17 protein-coding genes are annotated in these 18,115 nt (G+C 59.8%); 4 read left to right on the top strand and 13 right to left on the bottom strand.

Annotation, left to right across the window (positions count from 1 at the left end):
- Window positions 1-11: 11 nt before the first annotated feature.
- The 3 genes from alsS to BMW97_RS08435 all read left to right on the top strand — a co-directional run bounded on the left by alsS (window position 12) and on the right by BMW97_RS08435 (window position 3,094).
- Entirely contained in the window at window positions 12-1,691 is a 1,680-nt protein-coding gene (gene alsS / locus BMW97_RS08445) for an acetolactate synthase AlsS (RefSeq protein ID WP_024906953.1), read from the top strand.
- 20 nt (window positions 1,692-1,711) lie between these two features.
- Complete coding sequence (locus BMW97_RS08440) at window positions 1,712-2,482, top strand: (S)-acetoin forming diacetyl reductase (protein WP_045909649.1); 771 nt, start codon at window positions 1,712-1,714, stop codon at window positions 2,480-2,482.
- 138 nt (window positions 2,483-2,620) lie between these two features.
- Window positions 2,621-3,094, top strand: coding sequence for a cold-shock protein (locus BMW97_RS08435; RefSeq protein ID WP_045909648.1), 474 nt, complete (start codon window positions 2,621-2,623; stop codon window positions 3,092-3,094).
- A gap of 78 nt (window positions 3,095-3,172) precedes the next feature.
- Here BMW97_RS08435 and BMW97_RS08430 read toward each other — a convergent pair whose 3' ends face one another.
- The 5 genes from BMW97_RS08430 to BMW97_RS08410 all read right to left on the bottom strand — a co-directional run bounded on the left by BMW97_RS08430 (window position 3,173) and on the right by BMW97_RS08410 (window position 8,205).
- The gene (locus BMW97_RS08430) at window positions 3,173-3,877 is read right to left on the bottom strand and encodes an ABC transporter ATP-binding protein (RefSeq protein ID WP_045909647.1); all 705 of its coding nucleotides are present in this window, start codon (window positions 3,875-3,877) and stop codon (window positions 3,173-3,175) included.
- The gene (locus BMW97_RS08425) at window positions 3,864-4,700 is read right to left on the bottom strand and encodes an ABC transporter ATP-binding protein (protein ID WP_045909646.1); all 837 of its coding nucleotides are present in this window, start codon (window positions 4,698-4,700) and stop codon (window positions 3,864-3,866) included. Before BMW97_RS08425 ends, BMW97_RS08430 begins: the two co-directional genes overlap by 14 nt.
- The gene (locus tag BMW97_RS08420) at window positions 4,693-5,526 is read right to left on the bottom strand and encodes an ABC transporter permease (RefSeq protein WP_045909645.1); all 834 of its coding nucleotides are present in this window, start codon (window positions 5,524-5,526) and stop codon (window positions 4,693-4,695) included. Before BMW97_RS08420 ends, BMW97_RS08425 begins: the two co-directional genes overlap by 8 nt.
- On the bottom strand, window positions 5,526-6,539 hold the full coding sequence (locus BMW97_RS08415) for an ABC transporter permease (RefSeq protein WP_045909644.1): 1,014 nt from the start codon (window positions 6,537-6,539) through the stop codon (window positions 5,526-5,528). The genes BMW97_RS08420 and BMW97_RS08415 overlap by 1 nt, the downstream gene beginning before the upstream one ends.
- A 97-nt stretch (window positions 6,540-6,636) precedes the next feature.
- The gene (locus tag BMW97_RS08410) at window positions 6,637-8,205 is read right to left on the bottom strand and encodes an ABC transporter substrate-binding protein (protein ID WP_045909643.1); all 1,569 of its coding nucleotides are present in this window, start codon (window positions 8,203-8,205) and stop codon (window positions 6,637-6,639) included.
- Between the two features lie 201 nt (window positions 8,206-8,406).
- Between BMW97_RS08410 and BMW97_RS08405 the strand changes: the two genes are divergently transcribed.
- Window positions 8,407-9,105 carry a GNAT family N-acetyltransferase gene (locus BMW97_RS08405; RefSeq protein ID WP_045909642.1) on the top strand — a complete coding sequence of 233 codons (699 nt, stop codon included), beginning with the start codon at window positions 8,407-8,409 and terminating at the stop codon, window positions 9,103-9,105.
- A gap of 33 nt (window positions 9,106-9,138) precedes the next feature.
- Here the strand turns inward: BMW97_RS08405 and BMW97_RS08400 are convergent, their stop codons facing one another.
- The 8 genes from BMW97_RS08400 to betI form a co-directional block, all read right to left on the bottom strand.
- Complete coding sequence (locus BMW97_RS08400; protein WP_045909641.1) at window positions 9,139-10,833, bottom strand: thiamine pyrophosphate-binding protein; 1,695 nt, start codon at window positions 10,831-10,833, stop codon at window positions 9,139-9,141.
- Window positions 10,834-10,866: 33 nt separating this feature from the next.
- Window positions 10,867-11,607 (bottom strand): SDR family oxidoreductase, encoded by a 741-nt coding sequence (locus BMW97_RS08395; RefSeq protein WP_045909640.1) that lies wholly within the window; start codon window positions 11,605-11,607, stop codon window positions 10,867-10,869.
- Window positions 11,608-11,880: 273 nt separating this feature from the next.
- Window positions 11,881-12,528 (bottom strand): anti-sigma factor, encoded by a 648-nt coding sequence (locus BMW97_RS08390; protein ID WP_045909639.1) that lies wholly within the window; start codon window positions 12,526-12,528, stop codon window positions 11,881-11,883.
- The gene (locus BMW97_RS08385; protein WP_045909638.1) at window positions 12,525-13,079 is read right to left on the bottom strand and encodes an RNA polymerase sigma factor; all 555 of its coding nucleotides are present in this window, start codon (window positions 13,077-13,079) and stop codon (window positions 12,525-12,527) included. Before BMW97_RS08385 ends, BMW97_RS08390 begins: the two co-directional genes overlap by 4 nt.
- A gap of 43 nt (window positions 13,080-13,122) precedes the next feature.
- Window positions 13,123-13,686, bottom strand: a complete 564-nt coding sequence (locus tag BMW97_RS08380; protein ID WP_024906966.1) for a fasciclin domain-containing protein — start codon at window positions 13,684-13,686, stop codon at window positions 13,123-13,125.
- 589 nt (window positions 13,687-14,275) lie between these two features.
- Window positions 14,276-15,940 carry a choline dehydrogenase gene (gene betA, locus BMW97_RS08375; RefSeq protein ID WP_090392642.1) on the bottom strand — a complete coding sequence of 555 codons (1,665 nt, stop codon included), beginning with the start codon at window positions 15,938-15,940 and terminating at the stop codon, window positions 14,276-14,278.
- A 13-nt stretch (window positions 15,941-15,953) separates the two neighbouring features.
- Window positions 15,954-17,426 (bottom strand): betaine-aldehyde dehydrogenase, encoded by a 1,473-nt coding sequence (gene betB, locus BMW97_RS08370; RefSeq protein WP_045909636.1) that lies wholly within the window; start codon window positions 17,424-17,426, stop codon window positions 15,954-15,956.
- Between the two features lie 13 nt (window positions 17,427-17,439).
- Entirely contained in the window at window positions 17,440-18,027 is a 588-nt protein-coding gene (gene betI, locus BMW97_RS08365; protein WP_023343550.1) for a transcriptional regulator BetI, read from the bottom strand.
- Between the last annotated feature and the right edge of the window lie 88 nt (window positions 18,028-18,115).

The raw sequence follows: 18,115 nt of genomic DNA, 5'->3' as shown, positions 1-18,115 counted from the left end.
GGAGAACTACCGTGAACAGTGAGAAACAGTCACGTCAGTGGGCGCACGGCGCCGATTTGGTTGTCGGCCAGCTGGAAGCGCAGGGCGTGAAGCAGGTGTTCGGGATCCCCGGGGCGAAAATCGACAAAGTCTTTGACTCCCTGCTGGACTCCTCTATCGAGATCATTCCGGTGCGTCACGAAGCCAACGCGGCGTTTATGGCGGCGGCGGTAGGGCGTCTGACCGGCAAGGCCGGGGTGGCGCTGGTGACCTCCGGGCCCGGCTGTTCCAACCTGATCACCGGCATTGCCACCGCCAACAGCGAAGGCGACCCGGTGGTGGCGCTGGGCGGGGCAGTGAAGCGGGCGGATAAAGCCAAGCTGGTGCACCAGAGCATGGACACCGTCGCCATGTTCAGCCCGGTCACCAAATACGCCGTGGAGGTGAGTGCGCCGGACGCGATTGCTGAGGTGGTTTCCAACGCGTTTCGCGCCGCCGAGCACGGCAGGCCGGGGGGCGCCTTCGTCAGCCTGCCGCAGGATATTGTCGATCAGCCCGCCACGGGGGCGATTTTACCCGCCAGCGGTCCCGCGCTGATGGGGCCGGCACCGGAATCCGCCATCAACGACGTGGCGAAGCTTATCGAAAAGGCCAAAAACCCGGTCATCCTGCTGGGGCTGATGGCGAGCCAGCCCGCCAACAGCGCCGCGCTGCGCAAGCTGCTGGAGAAAAGCCGTATTCCGGTCACCAGCACCTATCAGGCCGCCGGGGCGGTGAACCAGGAGCACTTCACCCGCTTCGCCGGACGCGTCGGTCTGTTCAATAACCAGGCGGGTGACCGGCTGCTCCATCTGGCGGATCTGATTATCTGCATCGGCTACAGCCCGGTGGAGTACGAGCCGTCCATGTGGAACAGCGGCGACGCCACGCTGGTGCACATTGATGTGCTGCCAGCCTATGAAGAACGTAACTACGTGCCGGATCTGGAGCTGGTGGGGGACATCGCCGAAACCCTGAATCAGCTCGCTAACCGTATCGACCATAAGCTTGAGCTAAGCCAGCGGGCCTCCGAAATTCTGGTCGACCGCCAGCATCAGCGCGATCTGCTCGATCGTCGCGGCGCCTCGCTTAATCAGTTTGCCCTGCATCCGCTGCGCATCGTGCGGGCCATGCAGGACATCGTCAATAACGACGTGACGCTCACCGTGGATATGGGCAGCTTCCACATCTGGATCGCCCGCTATCTCTACAGCTTCCGGGCGCGTCAGGTGATGATCTCCAACGGCCAGCAGACCATGGGCGTCGCGCTGCCGTGGGCCATTGGCGCGTGGCTGGTCAACCCGAGCCGCAAGGTGGTGTCGGTCTCCGGTGACGGCGGCTTCCTGCAGTCGAGCATGGAGCTGGAAACCGCGGTGCGCCTCAACGCTAACGTGCTGCACATCATCTGGGTGGATAACGGCTACAACATGGTTGCCATTCAGGAAGAGAAAAAATACCAGCGTCTTTCCGGCGTCGAGTTCGGCCCGGTCGATTTCAAAGTCTATGCCGACGCCTTTGGCGCGAAAGGCTTTGCCGTGGAGAGCGCCGACGCGCTCGAACCCACGCTGCGTGCGGCAATGGATGTGGATGGCCCGGCCGTGGTGGCCATTCCCGTCGACTACAGCGATAACCCGCTGCTGATGGGCCAGCTCCATCTCAGCCAGATTTTGTGACTCAACATAAGGACAGAGAAATGCAAAAAGTTGCTCTCGTAACAGGCTCAGGCCAGGGGATTGGTAAAGCAATTGCGCTTCGCCTGGTGAAGGATGGGTTTGCCGTCGCCATTGCCGACTATAACGCGGAGACGGCCAGAGCCGTCGCCGATGAAATTATCCGTAACGGCGGTAACGCCGTCGCCGTGAAGGTGGACGTCTCTGACCGCAAGCAGGTATTTGCGGCTGTGGAGAAAGCCCGCACCGCGCTGGGTGGTTTCCACGTGATCGTCAATAATGCCGGGATCGCGCCGTCCACGCCGATCGAGTCCATCACGCCGGAGATTGTCGACAAGGTCTACAACATTAACGTGAAAGGGGTGATCTGGGGGATCCAGGCCGCGATTGATGCGTTCCGCAAAGAGGGGCACGGGGGAAAAATCATCAACGCCTGCTCCCAGGCGGGTCACACCGGTAACCCGGAGCTGGCCGTCTACAGTTCCAGTAAATTTGCGGTACGCGGCTTAACCCAGACCGCCGCGCGGGATCTTGCTCCGCTGGGGATCACCGTTAACGCCTACTGCCCGGGCATCGTGAAAACGCCGATGTGGGCAGAGATCGACCGTCAGGTCTCCGAGGCGGCGGGTAAACCGCTGGGCTACGGGACCGAAACCTTTGCCAAACGCATCACGCTTGGCCGCCTGTCCGAACCGGAAGATGTCGCTGCCTGCGTTTCATACCTGGCGGGACCGGATTCCGACTACATGACCGGCCAGTCGCTGCTCATCGATGGTGGGATGGTGTTCAACTAAAAATTCAATACTAATAAGCTCTGACATGAGTTTTCCCCTGCACCCGTGCAGGGGCTTTTTTTTGTCTCCTCCGCCATTGTGCATTACACTGCGCGCTGCAAAACTTTAGTCATTACGATCTGACAGGCGGTAACAGCGATGAACGGTACAATCACAACGTGGTTTAAAGATAAAGGCTTTGGATTTATCAAAGATGAAAACGGCGACAACCGCTATTTTCATGTGATTAAGGTCGCGAACCCCGATCTGATTAAGAAAGATGCCGCGGTGACCTTCGAGCCAACCACCAACAACAAAGGCCTTTCCGCCTACGCGGTGAAGGTGATCCCCGAAAGCAAACATCTCTATATCGCAGGCGAGCGCGTGAAGCTCACCTCGATCAAATCCTTCGTGGTGTTCAACGAAGAAGAGCCCGCGGATACCAAAATCGACAAAGAAAATGCGGTGCTGTCGGTGGGGCTGCTGATGAACAGCATCAAGCCGAAATCTGATAAAAAGCCTGGCGAAATGCGCACGGTGAAGAAGCTGGCGATCACCACCTTCCAGAATACGACGCTGATCTTCACTGAAGATGAGATCGACATTGATGCCACGGTGAAGCTGCTGAAGTAACGTTTTGCCGGGTGGCGGCGATGCCTTACCCGGCCTACAAAAAAACCTCAACGCGCCACCGGGCACCGCCGCACGCACTTAACCCATCCTGTGCTCGCCCCGTAACATCGCCTTACGGTCAAACACCTTCTGGATCTTCCCGTGCGCCATCAAGGCCGCCCGGTCGGACATATGGGCAATCACATCCGCGTCGTGACTGACCAGCAGATAGGTCATCTCATGCTCGGCCTTCAGGCGGTTAAGCAGGTTCAGGATTTCCGCCTGTACCGACATATCCAGCGCCGAGGTCGGTTCATCCAGCAGCAGAAGCTGCGGGCGCAGCAGCAGCGCGCGGGCAATCGCAACGCGCTGACGCTGGCCGCCGGAAAGCTGGTGCGGATAGCGCCTGCCCGCGTCGGCGGAGAGCCCCACCTGCAGCAGCGCATTGGCCATCTTTTCCGCGATCTGCGTCTCGCCGTGGATGCTTAACGGCTCCGACAGCGTGCGCGCAATGGTGTGGTTCGGGTGCAGCGACGCCCACGGATCCTGAAACACCATCTGCACGTTGCGGCGAAGCTCGCCTTCAAAACGTCGCCCTGGCGTTAACGTTTCTCCCAGCAGTGCAATACTGCCACGCCACTCGCGCTGCAGCCCAGCCAGCACGCGCAGAAGGGTCGATTTGCCGCAGCCGGATTCGCCAATCAGGCTGAACGTTTCGCCTCTCTCAATGCTAAAGCTGGCGGCAGAGACCGCCGTTTTTTCCCCGAAGGTGACCTGCACCTGGTTAACCTCAACGAGCGCCATCGTTGGCCTCCTTCCACGGCTGTGAACGGTCGAGCGTCGGCAGCATCTGTCCATAAGTATGGGCGTCTGGTCGACAGGTCCAGAGGGTTCGCGTGTACGGATGCGTCGCCTGCGGGAGCTGGCTCGCTGTCATCTCATCCACCTTTTCGCCCTGATACATCACCAGCACGCGGTCGCAGTGCTCCGCCACCAGCGGCAGATCGTGGCTGATTAACAGCATCGCCATCTGGCGTTCTTCGCACTGCTGCACCAGCAGCTCGAGGATCTGGTTGCGCAGGCGCGCGTCCAGCGCGGAGGTCGGTTCGTCGGCAATCAGCACCTGCGGGTTGTTGATCAGCGCAATCGCAATCATCACCCGCTGGCCCATGCCCCCGGAAAGCTCACCGGGGTAGCGTGACAGCACGTTCTCGCTCAGCCCGACGGCGCGGAGGATGTCGTGAATGCGCGCCGCACGCTCCGGGCGCGGCAGGCGCTGATGCAGCGTGAGCGCCTCATCAAGCTGGGCGGCGACGCTTTTGACGGGGTTAAGGGCGTAACGCGGATCCTGCAGGACCATCGCAATGCCGTTGCCGCGCAGCGCCTGCCAGCGGCGGGCGTTCAGGGTCAGCAGATCGTTGCCCAGTACGTTAAGCCGGTTGGCGCTCACGATACCGGGTTTACGCACCAGACCCATCAGGGCGCGGGCGGACATGGACTTGCCGGAGCCGGATTCCCCCACCAGCGCCAGCCGCTCGTTGCCAAGCGTAAAGCTCAGGTTGTTGACCACGCGTGCGGCGGGGTAGTCGATATTCAGCGCATCGACGATGACGTGATGTTCAGTCATGCTGTGGCTCCAGTACGTCGCGCAGGCCATCGCCTAACAGGTTAAACGCCAGGCTGGCAAAAAGGATGGCTCCGCCCGGAATGGCGGCAATCCACCACTGGTCGAAAATGACCTGCATGCCGTCCGCAATCATCGCCCCCCATTCGGCCATGGGCGGCCGTGCGCCAAGGCCGAGGAAGCCGAGACCGGCGGCGGCCAGAATAATTCCCGCCAGATCCAGCGCCAGCCGCACAATCGCGGAGGGCAGGCACAGGGGCAGAATATGGCCGACCAGCAGGCGCAGGCCGCGGATCCCCATCATCTCGGCGGCGGCCAGATAATCGCTGTGGCGCAGACGCTGGATCTCGCTCCGCGCCTGCCGCGCGTAGGCAGGCCAGGTGGTTAAGGCCAGCGCCAGCGCGCCGTTGACCAGCCCCGGACCGAGCATCGCGACAAATGCGAAAGCGAGGATCAGGCGCGGCATTGACATCACCACGTCGGTGAAGCGCATCAGGATACGCTCCATCCAGCCGCCGTAGTAGCCGGACAAAATGCCCACCAGCAGCCCGGCGGGCAGGGTAATAACCGTCACCAGGGCAACCAGCCCGAGCGCCGGACGCGTGCCGTAAATCAGGCGCGAGAGCAGATCCCGCCCGTAGCCGTCGGTGCCCAGCCAGTGCTGGCCGGTCGGTGCCTGCAGGCGCGCGGCGGCGTCCTGCCAGTTCGGATCAACCGGTGCCAGCCACGGGGCGAACAGGGCAATAAACACCAGCAGCGCGATGGCAATCAGTCCGCAAACGGCGGCAGGGGAGCGGCGCAGGCGACGTAAGAAGAGATAAAACGGCATCAGCGCACCCTGGGATCGGTTGCCCGCACAAGCAGGTCGGTAAGGTTATTGATCAGGACAAAACAGACGCCCATCAGCAGCGTGCCGCCCATGATCGCGGTGGTGTCTCCGGCGAACAGGGCGGTGGTGAGATAGCGTCCGATGCCCGGCCACGAGAACACGGTCTCTGTTAATACCGCACCTTCCAGCATGCTGGTGTAGGCCAGGGCAATCACCGTCAGCAGGGTACTGCGAATGTTCGGCAGCACGTGGCGCAGCAGAATGGTCATCTCCCCGGCCCCCTTGGCGCGGGCAAGGAGAATGTACTCTTTGTTCATTTCGCCGAGGCAGGCGGAGCGGGTCAGGCGGGTAATGCTCGCCAGCGAGTAATAGGCCAGCAACAACACCGGCAGCACCAGGTGGCTGAGGGCATTGCGGAATGCCTCGCGATCGCCATAAAGCCAGGTATCTATCAGCGCAAAGCCGGTGCGTGGCTCGACGGTGAACTGCCAGATATCGTCCAGCCTGCCGGGGCCCGCGCTCCACTGCAGCTTCGCGTAGAACAGGGCCAGCATCAGCAGGCCAAGCCAGAAAATCGGCACCGAGTTGCCGAGCAGGGTGAGCGTTCTGATCGCTAAGTCCAGTGGCGAACCGGCGTAGCGGGCGCACAGCACACCCGCAATCACGCCGAGTACCGTGCCGATAATTAGCGCCAGCGTTGCCAGCTCCAGCGTGGCGGGGAAGGCGTGTAGCAGATCCTGCAGCACCGGCTGCCCGGTGGCGCTGGCGGTGCCCAAATCACCGTGGGCAAGGTTTTGCAGGTAGTGCCAGAACTGCACGGGCAGGGGACGATCCAGCCCAAGCTGGTGGCGAACCTGATCGTACGTCGACTGGCTGGCGTGATCCCCGACGATCTGCAGCACGCGATCGACCGGTGAAAACGCCGAGAGCGCAAACGTGACGAGCAGCAGCCCGAAGAGCGTGAGCAGCAGGGTCAGCAGGCCCTGAAGCACGCGGGTGGAAAGATGTGGCATGGGAAATCTCTTCATGCCGGGTGCGGCTTTGCCTTACCCGGCCTACAAAAACCGAGAACACAGGCCGGGTCAGCGCAGCGCCACCCGGCAACAAGGGCTACTTCGTGACGCGATCGTACCAGACCATATCCGCGTTCAGCCCCTGCTGATACCCCTTCACGTTATCGCGCACCACGATCTGGGTTTTGCCCTGATCGACGAACACGTACGGCGAGCTCTGCTGCAGCTGTTCCTGCATTTTCTTGTAAAGATCCAGACGCTTCGCCGGATCCGGTTCGGCAACCGCCGCCAGCGTGGCCTTGTTCAGCTCCGGAATTTTCCAGCCGTTCAGGCCGGCCACGGTGCTGGACTTCCCGTCGTTCCACGCGAAGGCGCTGGCGTTAGAGTGCGCATCGAAGTAGTCCGGGATCCACAGACGAATCGCCGCCTGATGCTGCTTTGCGCGCACGCGGGCATAGACCTGGCTCCCGGCGGCAGGCAGCAGATCCACCTTCACGCCACCCTGAGCGAAGCTCGCCTGCATCGACTGGGCGATGGTGATAAACGGCGGCTTGTTCTCTACGTCCAGCGTGAAGTGCGCGTCCTTAATGCCCGCTTTAGCGAGAATGGCTTTCGCTTTTGCCGGGTCAAATTTAAACGGATTATCTTCCAGCGCGCCCGGCAGGCCGACCGGCAGGAAGCTCTGATGAACAAAATACTGGCCTTTCAGCAGGTTCTTCGTGATGCCGTCATAATCGACCAGCCAGCGCGACGCTTCCCAGAAGGCCGGGTTATTCAGCAGCGGATTGGCGCTGTTGCCGGTGTTAAACACCAGGTAATTCTGCTCGGCGGACGGGATGCTCAGCACCTTCACACCCGGCTTGCCGTCCAGGGCGCTAATCTGGTCTGCACCCAGATCGCGCGCCACGTCCGCATCCCCCTGCTGGATCAGCAGGCGGCGTGAAGCCGGATCGGGGACGTTTTTAATGATGATGCTTTTGAGCTTCGGCGCGCCGCCGGGCGCGGCGTCGTTAGCTTCCAGCACGATGGCCTGATGCGGCTGATAGACGCGCATTTTGAAGGCGCCGCTGCCCGCCGAGTGCATTTTCAGCCACGCGTTACCGAAGTCATTATCCTTCACGTTCGCGGCGACCTCTTTTTCATCGACGATAGAGGCAATCGGCGTGGAGAGAATATTCAGCGCCACCGACGGGCTGACGTCCGCCGTCCAGTGAAGCTGGAGGGTATGATCGTCCACCTTTTTCAGCTGGCTGGCGATGTTGCTCGCCTCCCAACCCAGCACGTTGAGGATAAAGGCCGGGGATTTGTTCAGCGTCACGGCGCGGGTATAAGAGAAGATCACGTCTTCCGGGCGCAGCGGGTTGCCGGAAGCGAATTTCGCATCGGGTTTAAGCTTGATGGTCAGGGTTTTTGCTGCCGCGTCCGCTTCCCAGCTTTCTGCCAGAATCGGCGTGATTTTTTCCGGATTATCGCGGTCCGGCTGTACCAGACGCTGGTAAAGGCTCGGCACGGTCTGGATGCTGGAGAGCTCGTTGGCTTCGGCCGGGTCGAGGCTCACGATATCATCAAGCCCCTGGGCAACCACCAGCGTGTTGGGCGGCGTAGCGGCGTGGGCTGCGCCTGAGAGCGCAGCCAGCACCAGTAACGGCAACAGTTTTTTTGTCATAGCGATCCCTGAGAAGAATATATTGTGATTGTTTTATGCTCCGCTACGTTAGGGCGACTGTGACATTCCACAAAGTCGAAATTCAGCTTTACTTATGCCTTCCGGGAATATCGCATGCGCTCGGGCTATTAAAACACGCTGCTTTTCGCCTGCTTTTTAACCTGCTATAACAAATGCCTTACCTTTCAGGGAGTCATCGCCGTGCCCGAAATCAATCAACATGGTCAAACCGTTAACGATATCGTTCCCGACTGGAAAGGCGCGCGCGCGTTAACCCGCACGCCGCTGTTCGGCCAGTATTGCCGCCTGGAGCCGCTGGACGCCGATCGCCACGCGGCCGATCTCTATGAGGCCTACGCGCTGGGCGACGACAGCGACTGGACGTGGCTTGCCAGCACGCAGCCCACGAGCGTGGAAGCCACCGCGCACTGGATCATGGCGAAGGTCATGGATGATGAGCTGGTGCCGTTTGCCGTCATTGACTTACGTACCGAACGTGCGGTGGGGCTGGTGAGCTATATGGCCAACGAGCGGCTACTGGGGTCGGTGGAGATAGGACACGTGACCTGGTCGCGTAAAATGAAAGGTTCCCGCATCGGCACTGAAACGGTGTGGCTGCTGCTGAAAAATGCGTTTGAGCACGGCTACCGGCGGCTGGAGTGGAAGTGCGATTCGATGAACGTTGCCTCACGCAGGGCGGCGGAGCGGCTGGGGTTTGTCTGGGAAGGGCGCCTGCGCCAGAAGCTGGTGCGCAAAGGGCGCAACCGCGACAGCGATATGCTTTCTATTATTGACGGCGAATGGCCGCAAAGAGATGCGGAGCTGCGCGCCTGGCTGGCGGCGGAGAATTTTGACGACGACGGGCGTCAGATAAAGCGTCTTGAGGCGTTTCGGTTATAAGTTTTTTATGTAGGGTACAGCGCAAACGCGAGGCTAATCCGCGGAAATCGCGATTTCTATCAGGTTGGTTTTTCCTGACTGTAGCCCGCGCGTTACCGCTTCGGCGATATCGGCAGCCTCGGTTACCCGGCAGCAGTGGACGCCCATGGCGGTGGCCAGCGACTGAAAATCGATATGCGGGTTCACCAGGTCCATCCCGATAAAACGCCCCAGCCGCGTTGAGCTGTAGTCAGCCTGGCTCTTCATAAAGTTTTTCAGGATGTTGTACTCCCTGTTATTCATGACGATAAAGGTGACTGGCAGATTTTCGTGTGCCGCCGTCCAGAGCGCCTGCGGCGAGTACAGGGAGGCTCCGTCACCTATCAGGCAGACCACCGGCTCCCGTCCGCGTCCCAGCGAGTGCCCTACTGAGGCAGGCATCCCCCAGCCCAGTCCGCCGCCGCGCATAAAGTAGTAGCGCTGGTGCTGCTGGTCAGAGATGAACCGGCGGACATGCCTGGCGGTCGCTATCGCCTCATCAACGATGGTGGTGCCCGCCGGAATGGATCGGATGACTTCCCATGCTGCGACCATCGGGGAGATCGCCGGGCGTAGCCGCTCGGCGGCCAGACGTTCCTCCTGCTGCTGCCACTCCTTCTCCCGTTCGTCGCGGGCCGCAACCAGCAGCCGCTGGTGGACCAGCCTGCTGGCGATCAGGCGCTGCTTAAGCTTTGGCAACAGTTCGTGCAGGGAGAGCTTGATATCCCCCATCACCGAAAGGCGAGTGGCATACGTACGGCCAAGTTCGTGCATATCCGCCGAGAGCTGATACACCGCGCAGGTCGCCGGAATGGCCTCGCCCTCGCTGTACAAAATGGTGATCAGGCTTCTGCCGCCGATGATGAATACGGCATCGTAGGCATTGATGATGCTGGCGATTTCGCTGGCGGTGGTGGGCATATTGCCCCGCCAGAGCGCGTGCTGAGTGGGAAAAGGTAAATTCAGCGGCCAGGAGGAGCCGTAGACGTGGGCGCTGAGCGCTTCCGCCAGCTGGACAATCTCCTGCGTCGAGCCGCTGGAGTGCACCTCATCGCCCGCCACAATCATGATCCTGCCGGGCGTAACCTGGCTCAGTTCTTCGGCCAGCTCGTCCAGCGAGCCCGCCACGGTGTGGTAGTTCACTTTCGAGGCCGTTTGTATCCCGGCGTCGCTGAGCTCTTCCATCACGTTCATTGGTAGAGAGAGCAGCACCGGACCAGCCGGAGGATAGCTGGCAGCGTGAAACGCGCGGCGCACCAGCACCGGGAGCTGGTCGGCGCTGGTGACCTCCTGCGCCCATTTCATGACCGGGGAGCCAATGGAAACAATATCATCATACAGCAGCGGGTCGCGGACGTAGTGTCGCGTATCCTGCTGTCCGACGGTGACAACCAGCGGGGTTTTCATGATCCGCGAATTAATGAGATTCCCCATGCCGTGCCCCAGACCGCTGGCGGTATGCAAATTGATAAAACCGGTCTTGCCGGAGGCTTTCGCATAGCCGTCAGCAATCGCCACCACGGTGCTCTCCTGAAGCGCCAGAATATAGTGAATATTTTCATGGCGAAGCAGGGCATCAATCAGAGGAAGCTCGGTGGTTCCGGGGTTGCCAAAAATATATTCCACGCCTTCACTCTCCAGCACTTCAAGGAGAATATCGGCACCCGTTCGCATATTGAGATCTGATAAGGACGTTAATGATTTAATCATACTGACACCTCATTCAGTATTATTTAACCCAGGCTAAAATTCTTCCTGCGTTGGACGAACAACAATTTCATTAATATCAACGTCGCCAGGCTGTTCTATGGCAAATAAAACCGCGCGGGCAATCGCGTCAGCCGGAATAGCCTGCTTATAAAACTCATGGAGAAATTTTTTGCTCTCTTCATCAGAACTGCCGAATTGCAGTTCGCTCTCGACGGCGCCGGGCGAAATAAGCGTCGTGCGGAGGGTTTTACCCGCCTCCTGACGTAAGCCTTCACTCAGCGCGCGGACGGCGAATTTCGTGGCGCTGTACACCACGCCGCCAGGCGCCAGCACCTTGATGCCCGCGACGGAGGCAACGTTAATAAAATGCCCGCTGCCCTGACGCTGGAACACCGGAAAAGCGGCAGCGATGCCGTACAGTACCCCTTTCAGATTGGTATCAATCATCTTGTCCCATTCGTCGGTTTTCAGCTCGCTAAGCGGGGCGATAGCCATAAAGCCCGCGTTGTTGATCAGCACATCCACGCGCTGGTAGGCGGCAACGGCAGCGTCAATGGCATGCTGAACCTCTTCCTGACGGGTGACATCGGCCTTGACGGCAATAGCCTTGCCGCCTTGCTGAATAATCTGATCCACCAGGGCATTAATTCTGTCCAGACGGCGCGCCACCAGCACCAGCGAAAACGCGTTATTCGCTAAATGGAGGGCAATCGCCTGACCAATACCGCTGCTGGCACCGGTAATGACAACAACCTTGTTTGCACTATTATTCATGATCTTATCTCGCTATTGAGTGATGCAAAAAATAAAAGGCAGAGAAGCGTTAATGAATAATGACAAATTCATTAACGCGGTTTTGGATATATTGTGTATCGGGAATAAAATGATGTTCGTTTAAAACTTAATGGAGTACGGAAGAGTCTGTCAATGTCGTTTTTTAATAATTAAATTAATTGCAGGCCTAATATTTAATTCTTATAGGTAACCGAGAATAGTATATAAATGAAATCGGGTCACGATAGCGGCCCTGCGAACAGGGCCTGAGGATTATAATTTGCCACTGTAAAGCACCGGGCCTGTGGGGAGTCCAGTGGGCGAGCCGCCCTCTGGTTCAAGGCTTATGGCTATCGTGGCGTCAGGAGGGAGCGTTGTGTTCCTGAGAGTGACACGTGTGGGGATGTCGTTATGCAGCAGCCCCATGGATACCGGCGCCTGCCCGCCTGGGATCAGCCAAAGCTGCAGGCTGTGTTGCGGCGCGACGGCCGCTGGTCGAAGAGGGGCAATGCTCAGGTGCTGACGGCTGGTGTCCGCGCTGACGACCCACTGTCCGTGCTGTTGGGTATCGTTGAGTACCATCAGCGGAGCGAGTTCCGGGGTACGGATGGCATACCAGGCAACGACCGACAGGGCGGCGAGGGAGGCCGCAGCCATCCAGCCGACATAAGGCCGACTTTTGCGTAAAGGCTTTTTGGGCGGCAGATCGAGGGCGATTCTCTTCCACACCGTCTCGGGTGGCGGGACGGGCACAAGATGACTATCCAGCGTGCTGAACATTTCCTGCCAGTACGCCACGCGGGCGGCCAGAGCGGGTTCATGGAGGACCCTTTTCTGGAACTGAAGCCGCACTCCTCCCCGCAGCGTGCCGAGGGCATACTCTGCTGCCAGCATGTCGTCGCGTTTTTCTGCGTCATTCATAGCCCGACACACTCCCGAAGATGGTCCATTGCCCGACGTATCCAGCTTTTCACCGAGCCCAGAGGCTGCTGGAGCCAGTCGGCAATGTCGCTGTGAGACATTCCCTGATAGTAGGCGAGCGTAATGCTCTGGCGCTGTTCGCTGCTCAAATGTTCGAGACACTGCCTGAGCCGTTCTGCCTGCACATCGTCGTGCCAGTTATTCTGCTCATCGTTCTCGCAAGGCAGAATCGCGTCGTTATACGCCGTCTCGCGGTCGGCAGCGCGGGTTTTCCCGCTTCGCAGCCAGTCAATACAGCGGTTGCGCACAATGTGCGTAAGCCAGGTCATCGGGGAGCTCAGAGCAGCGTTGTAGGTTTCGGCTTTACTCCAGACGGTGATAAAACAGTCGTGAAGGATCTCTTCTGCCCATGCGCGGTCACGCAGCATGCGCAGCGCGACGGCAAACAGGTGTGGCGAGGTGAGTCGATAAAGTTGTTCAAATGCACGGCGATCGCCGTTTGCGACCGCCTGCATTAATTTCAGTTGCTGTTCAGCCAGCGCGTTATCCATGTTTTTCCCGGAAGGCAACGTCACACTTCCGAAGTATAGACAACTACTTAGGCATCAGGACGGTATCAATCACATCGATCACGCCGTTTTTTTGATGAACGTCATAGGTGCTAATGTTCGCCACATTGCCTTTACCGTCCTTAAGCTGAATATTGTGCGGGCCGTTGCTCATGATCCACAGCGGCTGACCGTTAACGGTCTTCAGCTCCGCGTGGCCGCCGCCCTGTTTAATTTTCTGCTCCAGCGCTTTCATATCGTAATTACCGGCGACCACGTGATAGGTCAGGATGCTGGTGAGTGTTGCTTTGTTTTCGGGTTTGACCAGGTTCTCGACCGTGCCGGCAGGCAATTTCGCAAACGCCGCATTGGTCGGCGCAAACACGGTGAATGGCCCTTTGCTCTGAAGCGTATCCACCAGTCCTGCCGCTTTGACGGCGGCTACCAGCGTGGTGTGATCTTTCGAGTTTATGGCGTTTTCAACAATATTTTTGCTCGGGAACATTTCCGCTCCGCCCACCATCACGGAGCCTGACGTCATGGCGGCTGATGCGCCTGCACAGAAGAGTAAAGCGCTGGTTACGAATGCAACACGGGTTAGCTTTTTCATCATCTTTCCTCGGATTGGGGAGCAAAGGGGTTGCTCACATATGCATATACGAGGGGAGGGTGGAAACTGGATGCAGGAAAATAAAAATAAATTTTTGAAGGGGGAGGTTAATCCCCTCTCCCCTATGGAGCTGAGGGGGCCCCACAAAGTAATGCCAGCACGGAACAGTCCCCTCGCCCCTCCGGGGAGAGGGTTAGGGTGAGGGGAACATACAGCTGTTGTGGTCATTCCGTTCACTTTATGTTCCTTGCTACTCCGTAACCCCATAACCTGTGAACGTGCCAGGGTGGCTCAGTCGCCACCACCCTGGCGACCCGGGCTCCCGGCGGTAAATCGCCGCTACGTGGTGCCCTCGGCTTATTCCTTCCGGCTTATCGGGGACGGGCGGAGGTAACGTCCCTGTAAAGCCCGCCCTCTCGGCGCATCCATGCGCCTCGCCCCGGCCTGCAGGAAACGCCTCAGCGATTTACAGCCGGACCAGGGCATCGCTGAAAGGCTTCAGTCGTTCTTAAACAACGTTATTGATGCTGCTTAAAATTACTGGGGATCCCTCAGCCTATGGGGAGAGGCAGGGTGAGGGGAAATATCCTCAGCGCCTCACCGGTGCCCCGTTCGCCACATAATACGCGGCCGTGCTCTTCGCCAGCGGCTCGCGTCCGCGAATGACGTCGGCAATCTTTTCGCCGATCATAATGGTGGTGGCGTTCAGGTTGCCGGTGATGATCTGCGGCATAATCGACGCATCCACCACGCGCAGCCCTTCCAGCCCGTGAACGCGGCCTTCGCCGTCGACCACCGCCATCTCGTCATAACCCATCTTGCAGGTGCCGCACGGGTGGAAGGCGGTTTCGGCGTGGTTGCGCACGAACTCGTCCAGCTGCTCGTCGGTCTGGCAGTCAATACCCGGACTGATTTCACGGCCGCGGTACTTGTCCAGCGCGGGCTGGTGCATGATCTCGCGGGTAATGCGGATCGCATCGCGAAACTCCTGCCAGTCCTGCTCGTGGGACATATAGTTGAACAGGATCGCCGGATGCTGGTGCGGATCGCGCGACTGGATGCGCACGTGCCCACGGCTCGGGGAGCGCATGGAGCCGACGTGGCACTGGAAGCCGTGCTCTTTCACCGCGTTCGAGCCGTTGTAGTTAATCGCCACCGGCAGGAAGTGGTACTGAATGTTCGGCCACTCAAACTCTTCACGGCTGCGGATAAACCCGCCCGCTTCGAAGTGGTTGCTCGCGCCCACGCCGGTGCCGCCAAACAGCCACTCGGCGCCAATCTTCGGCTGGTTCCACCACTGCAGAGCAGGGTAGAGGGAGACCGGCTCTTTGCATTCGTACTGGAGGTACATCTCCAGGTGATCCTGCAGGTTTTCGCCCACGCCGGGCAGATCGTGTACCAGCGGGATATCGAACTGTTTCAGCAGGTCAGCGTTGCCCACGCCGGAGCGCTGGAGGATCTGCGGGGAGGCAATCGCCCCGGCACTCAGCAGCACTTCTTTTTTTGCCGTCGCTTTGGATGGGATGGTGCTTTCACCCTCCAGCCACTCGACGCCCACCGCGCGCTTGCCCTCAAAGAGGATGCGATCGGTCATGGCGTGGGTGCGGATGGTCAGGTTTGGGCGCGGTTTCGCCTGATCCAGATAGCCGCGCGCGGTGCTGGCGCGTCGGCCCTGCGGCGTGACCGTGCGGTCCATCGGGCCGAAGCCTTCCTGCTGATAGCCGTTGAGATCGTCGGTGCGCGGATAGCCCGCCTGCACGCCCGCCTCCACCATCGCCTCAAACAGCGGGTTCACGCCCGGTTTCGAAGTGGTGACGCTCACCGGACCGTCGCCGCCGTGATAGTCGTTCGGCCCCACGTCGCGCGTCTCTGCCTTGCGGTAGTAGGGCAGGCAGTTGAGGTAGCACCAGTGCTCCAGACCCGGCTCTTTTGCCCAGTGGTCGAGGTCCATCGCGTTACCGCGGATGTAGCACATGCCGTTGATCAGCGACGAGCCGCCCAGCCCTTTGCCGCGCCCGCACTCCATGCGGCGGTTGTTCATGTACGGCTCTGGCTCGGTTTCGTACGCCCAGTTGTAGCGCTTGCCCTGCAGCGGGAACGCCAGCGCGGCGGGCATCTGGGTGCGGAAGTCAAAGCGGTAATCCGGTCCGCCTGCTTCAAGCAGCAGGACGGTGGTGTTCGGATCTTCAGTCAGTCGTGTAGCCAGCACGTTGCCGGCAGAGCCGGCCCCGATAATGATGTAGTCAAATTGCAAATAAACCTCCCGGTTAAAATAAGGACTGGAATTTACCCATCTCAACCTGGATGGACTTCACCTGGGTATAGCTCTGCAGCGTCATGACGCCGTTCTCGCGGCCAATGCCGGAGTGCTTGTAGCCGCCGACCGGCATCTCTGCGGCGGATTCACCCCAGGTGTTGATCCAGCAGATGCCCGCTTCGAGCTGATGAATGGCGCCGTGGGCGCGGTTCAGGTCGGCCGTGACGATGCCTGCCGCCAGACCGTAGTCGGTGTCGTTGGCGCGGCGAATCGCTTCCTCAATGGACTCATAGGTCAGGATGGACATCACCGGGCCGAAGATCTCTTCGCGCACGATGGTCATCTCGTCGGTGCAGTCGGTGAACACGGTCGGGGCCACCCACGCGCCGTTATCGAAGCCTTCGCCCTTCAGCACGTCGCCGCCGCACAGCACGCGCGCGCCTTCCTCTTTGCCTTTGGCGATGTAGCGCATCACGCTGTCGCGGTGCGGGAAGCTGACCATCGGACCAAAGTTGGTCGCTTCATCGAACAGATCGCCCGCGCGGATGCGGCCCACGCGCTCAACGATTTTCTGCTCAAACGCGGCTTTGAACTTAGCCGCAACAAACACGCGGGTGCCGTTGGTGCACACCTGGCCGGAGCTGAAGAAGTTGGCCATCATGGCGATGTCCGCAGCGAGATCCAGATCCGCATCGTCAAAAATAATCAGCGGCGATTTGCCGCCCAGCTCCATCGTCACCTCTTTCAGGGAGGAGGCCGCGGCGTTCGCCATCACCTTTTTGCCGCTGGCGACGCCGCCAGTAAAGGAGACTTTGGCGATGCCCGGATGCTCGGTCAGGTACTGGCCGGTCTCCGCGCCCACGCCCGGCAGGACGTTAAACACGCCGTCCGGCAGGCCCGCTTCGGTGTAGATCTCGGCAAGCTTCAGGGCGGTAAGCGGTGTCACTTCGCTCGGCTTGAAGATCATTGCGTTGCCCGCCGCCAGCGCCGGGGCGGATTTCCACAGGGCGATCTGGATCGGGTAGTTCCATGCGCCGATGCCCGCCACCACGCCCAGCGGCTCGCGGCGGGTATAGACGAATGAGGTCTCGCGCAAGGGGATCTGGCTGCCTTCCAGCGCCGGGATCAGACCCGCGTAGTACTCCAGCACGTCCGCACCGGTGACGATATCCACGGTTGAGGTTTCGGAATACGCTTTACCGGTGTCGAGGGTTTCCAGCTTTGCCAGATTGTCGTTGCGCTCGCGCAGGATGTCGACGGCGCGACGCAGGATGCGAGAGCGCTCCATGGCGGTCATCGCTGCCCAGACTTTTTGCCCGCGCGTTGCGCTTTCTACGGCGCGATCGACGTCTTTGCGCCCGGCGGCCTGAACGGTCGCCAGGACTTCACCGTTGGCCGGGTTGATGGTCTCGAAGGTGCGACCGCTGGTGGCCGATGTATAACCACCATTGATATAAAGCTGCTGTTCTGCCATTCGGGACATAAATTCTCCTCGGTTATTCGGTCGGTAAATGCTGGCTGATAAAGTGGCTGGTCAGTGACTGCGCCAGGGTCTTATCCAGCGGCTTGCCGCTCAGCGCGGCGCGCAGCCACAGCCCGTCGATCAGCGCCGCCAGCCCATATCCCGCCTCCTGGGCCTGCTCGCGCGGAAGCTCGCGGCGGAACTCGTACACCAGGTTCGACAGCAGGCGGCGGCTGCTCACCTGCTGCAGGCGGTAGAGCATCGGCTGATGCATGCTGCTTGCCCAGAAGGCCAGCCAGGCCTTCATCGCCGCGCTGCTCACCTGGGTTTCATCAAAGTTACCGCCGACAATCGCCTGCAGACGCTGCTCCGCGCTGCCGTTCGGCAGGGCGTGCAGGCGGCTTAATACCGCATCGCGCAGCTGGCCGGTGATGTCGCGCATGGTCGCTTCCAGCAGGCCGTTTTTGTCTTTGAAATAGTGACTGATGATCCCCGTGGAAACGCCTGCCCGACGGGCGATCTGCGCGATCGTCGCGTCATGCATTCCCACTTCATTTATTGCTTCCAGCGTGGCGTCGATAAGCTGCCTGCGCCGGATCGGCTGCATCCCCACTTTGGGCATTTTTGCCACTCCATTCATCAGCGTTGGTTAACCATTAAAGCGGTTTTTGATTGGACGTTCAATATAAAATGTGTCTTAATTGTTGCGG

Origin of the sequence: Enterobacter sp. NFIX58 (assembly GCF_900110475.1) — a bacterium.
GTDB lineage: Bacteria > Pseudomonadota > Gammaproteobacteria > Enterobacterales > Enterobacteriaceae > Enterobacter > Enterobacter quasiroggenkampii.
Note: the sequence above shows the minus strand (reverse complement) of the source record. Positions and strands in the feature narration are given on the sequence as shown.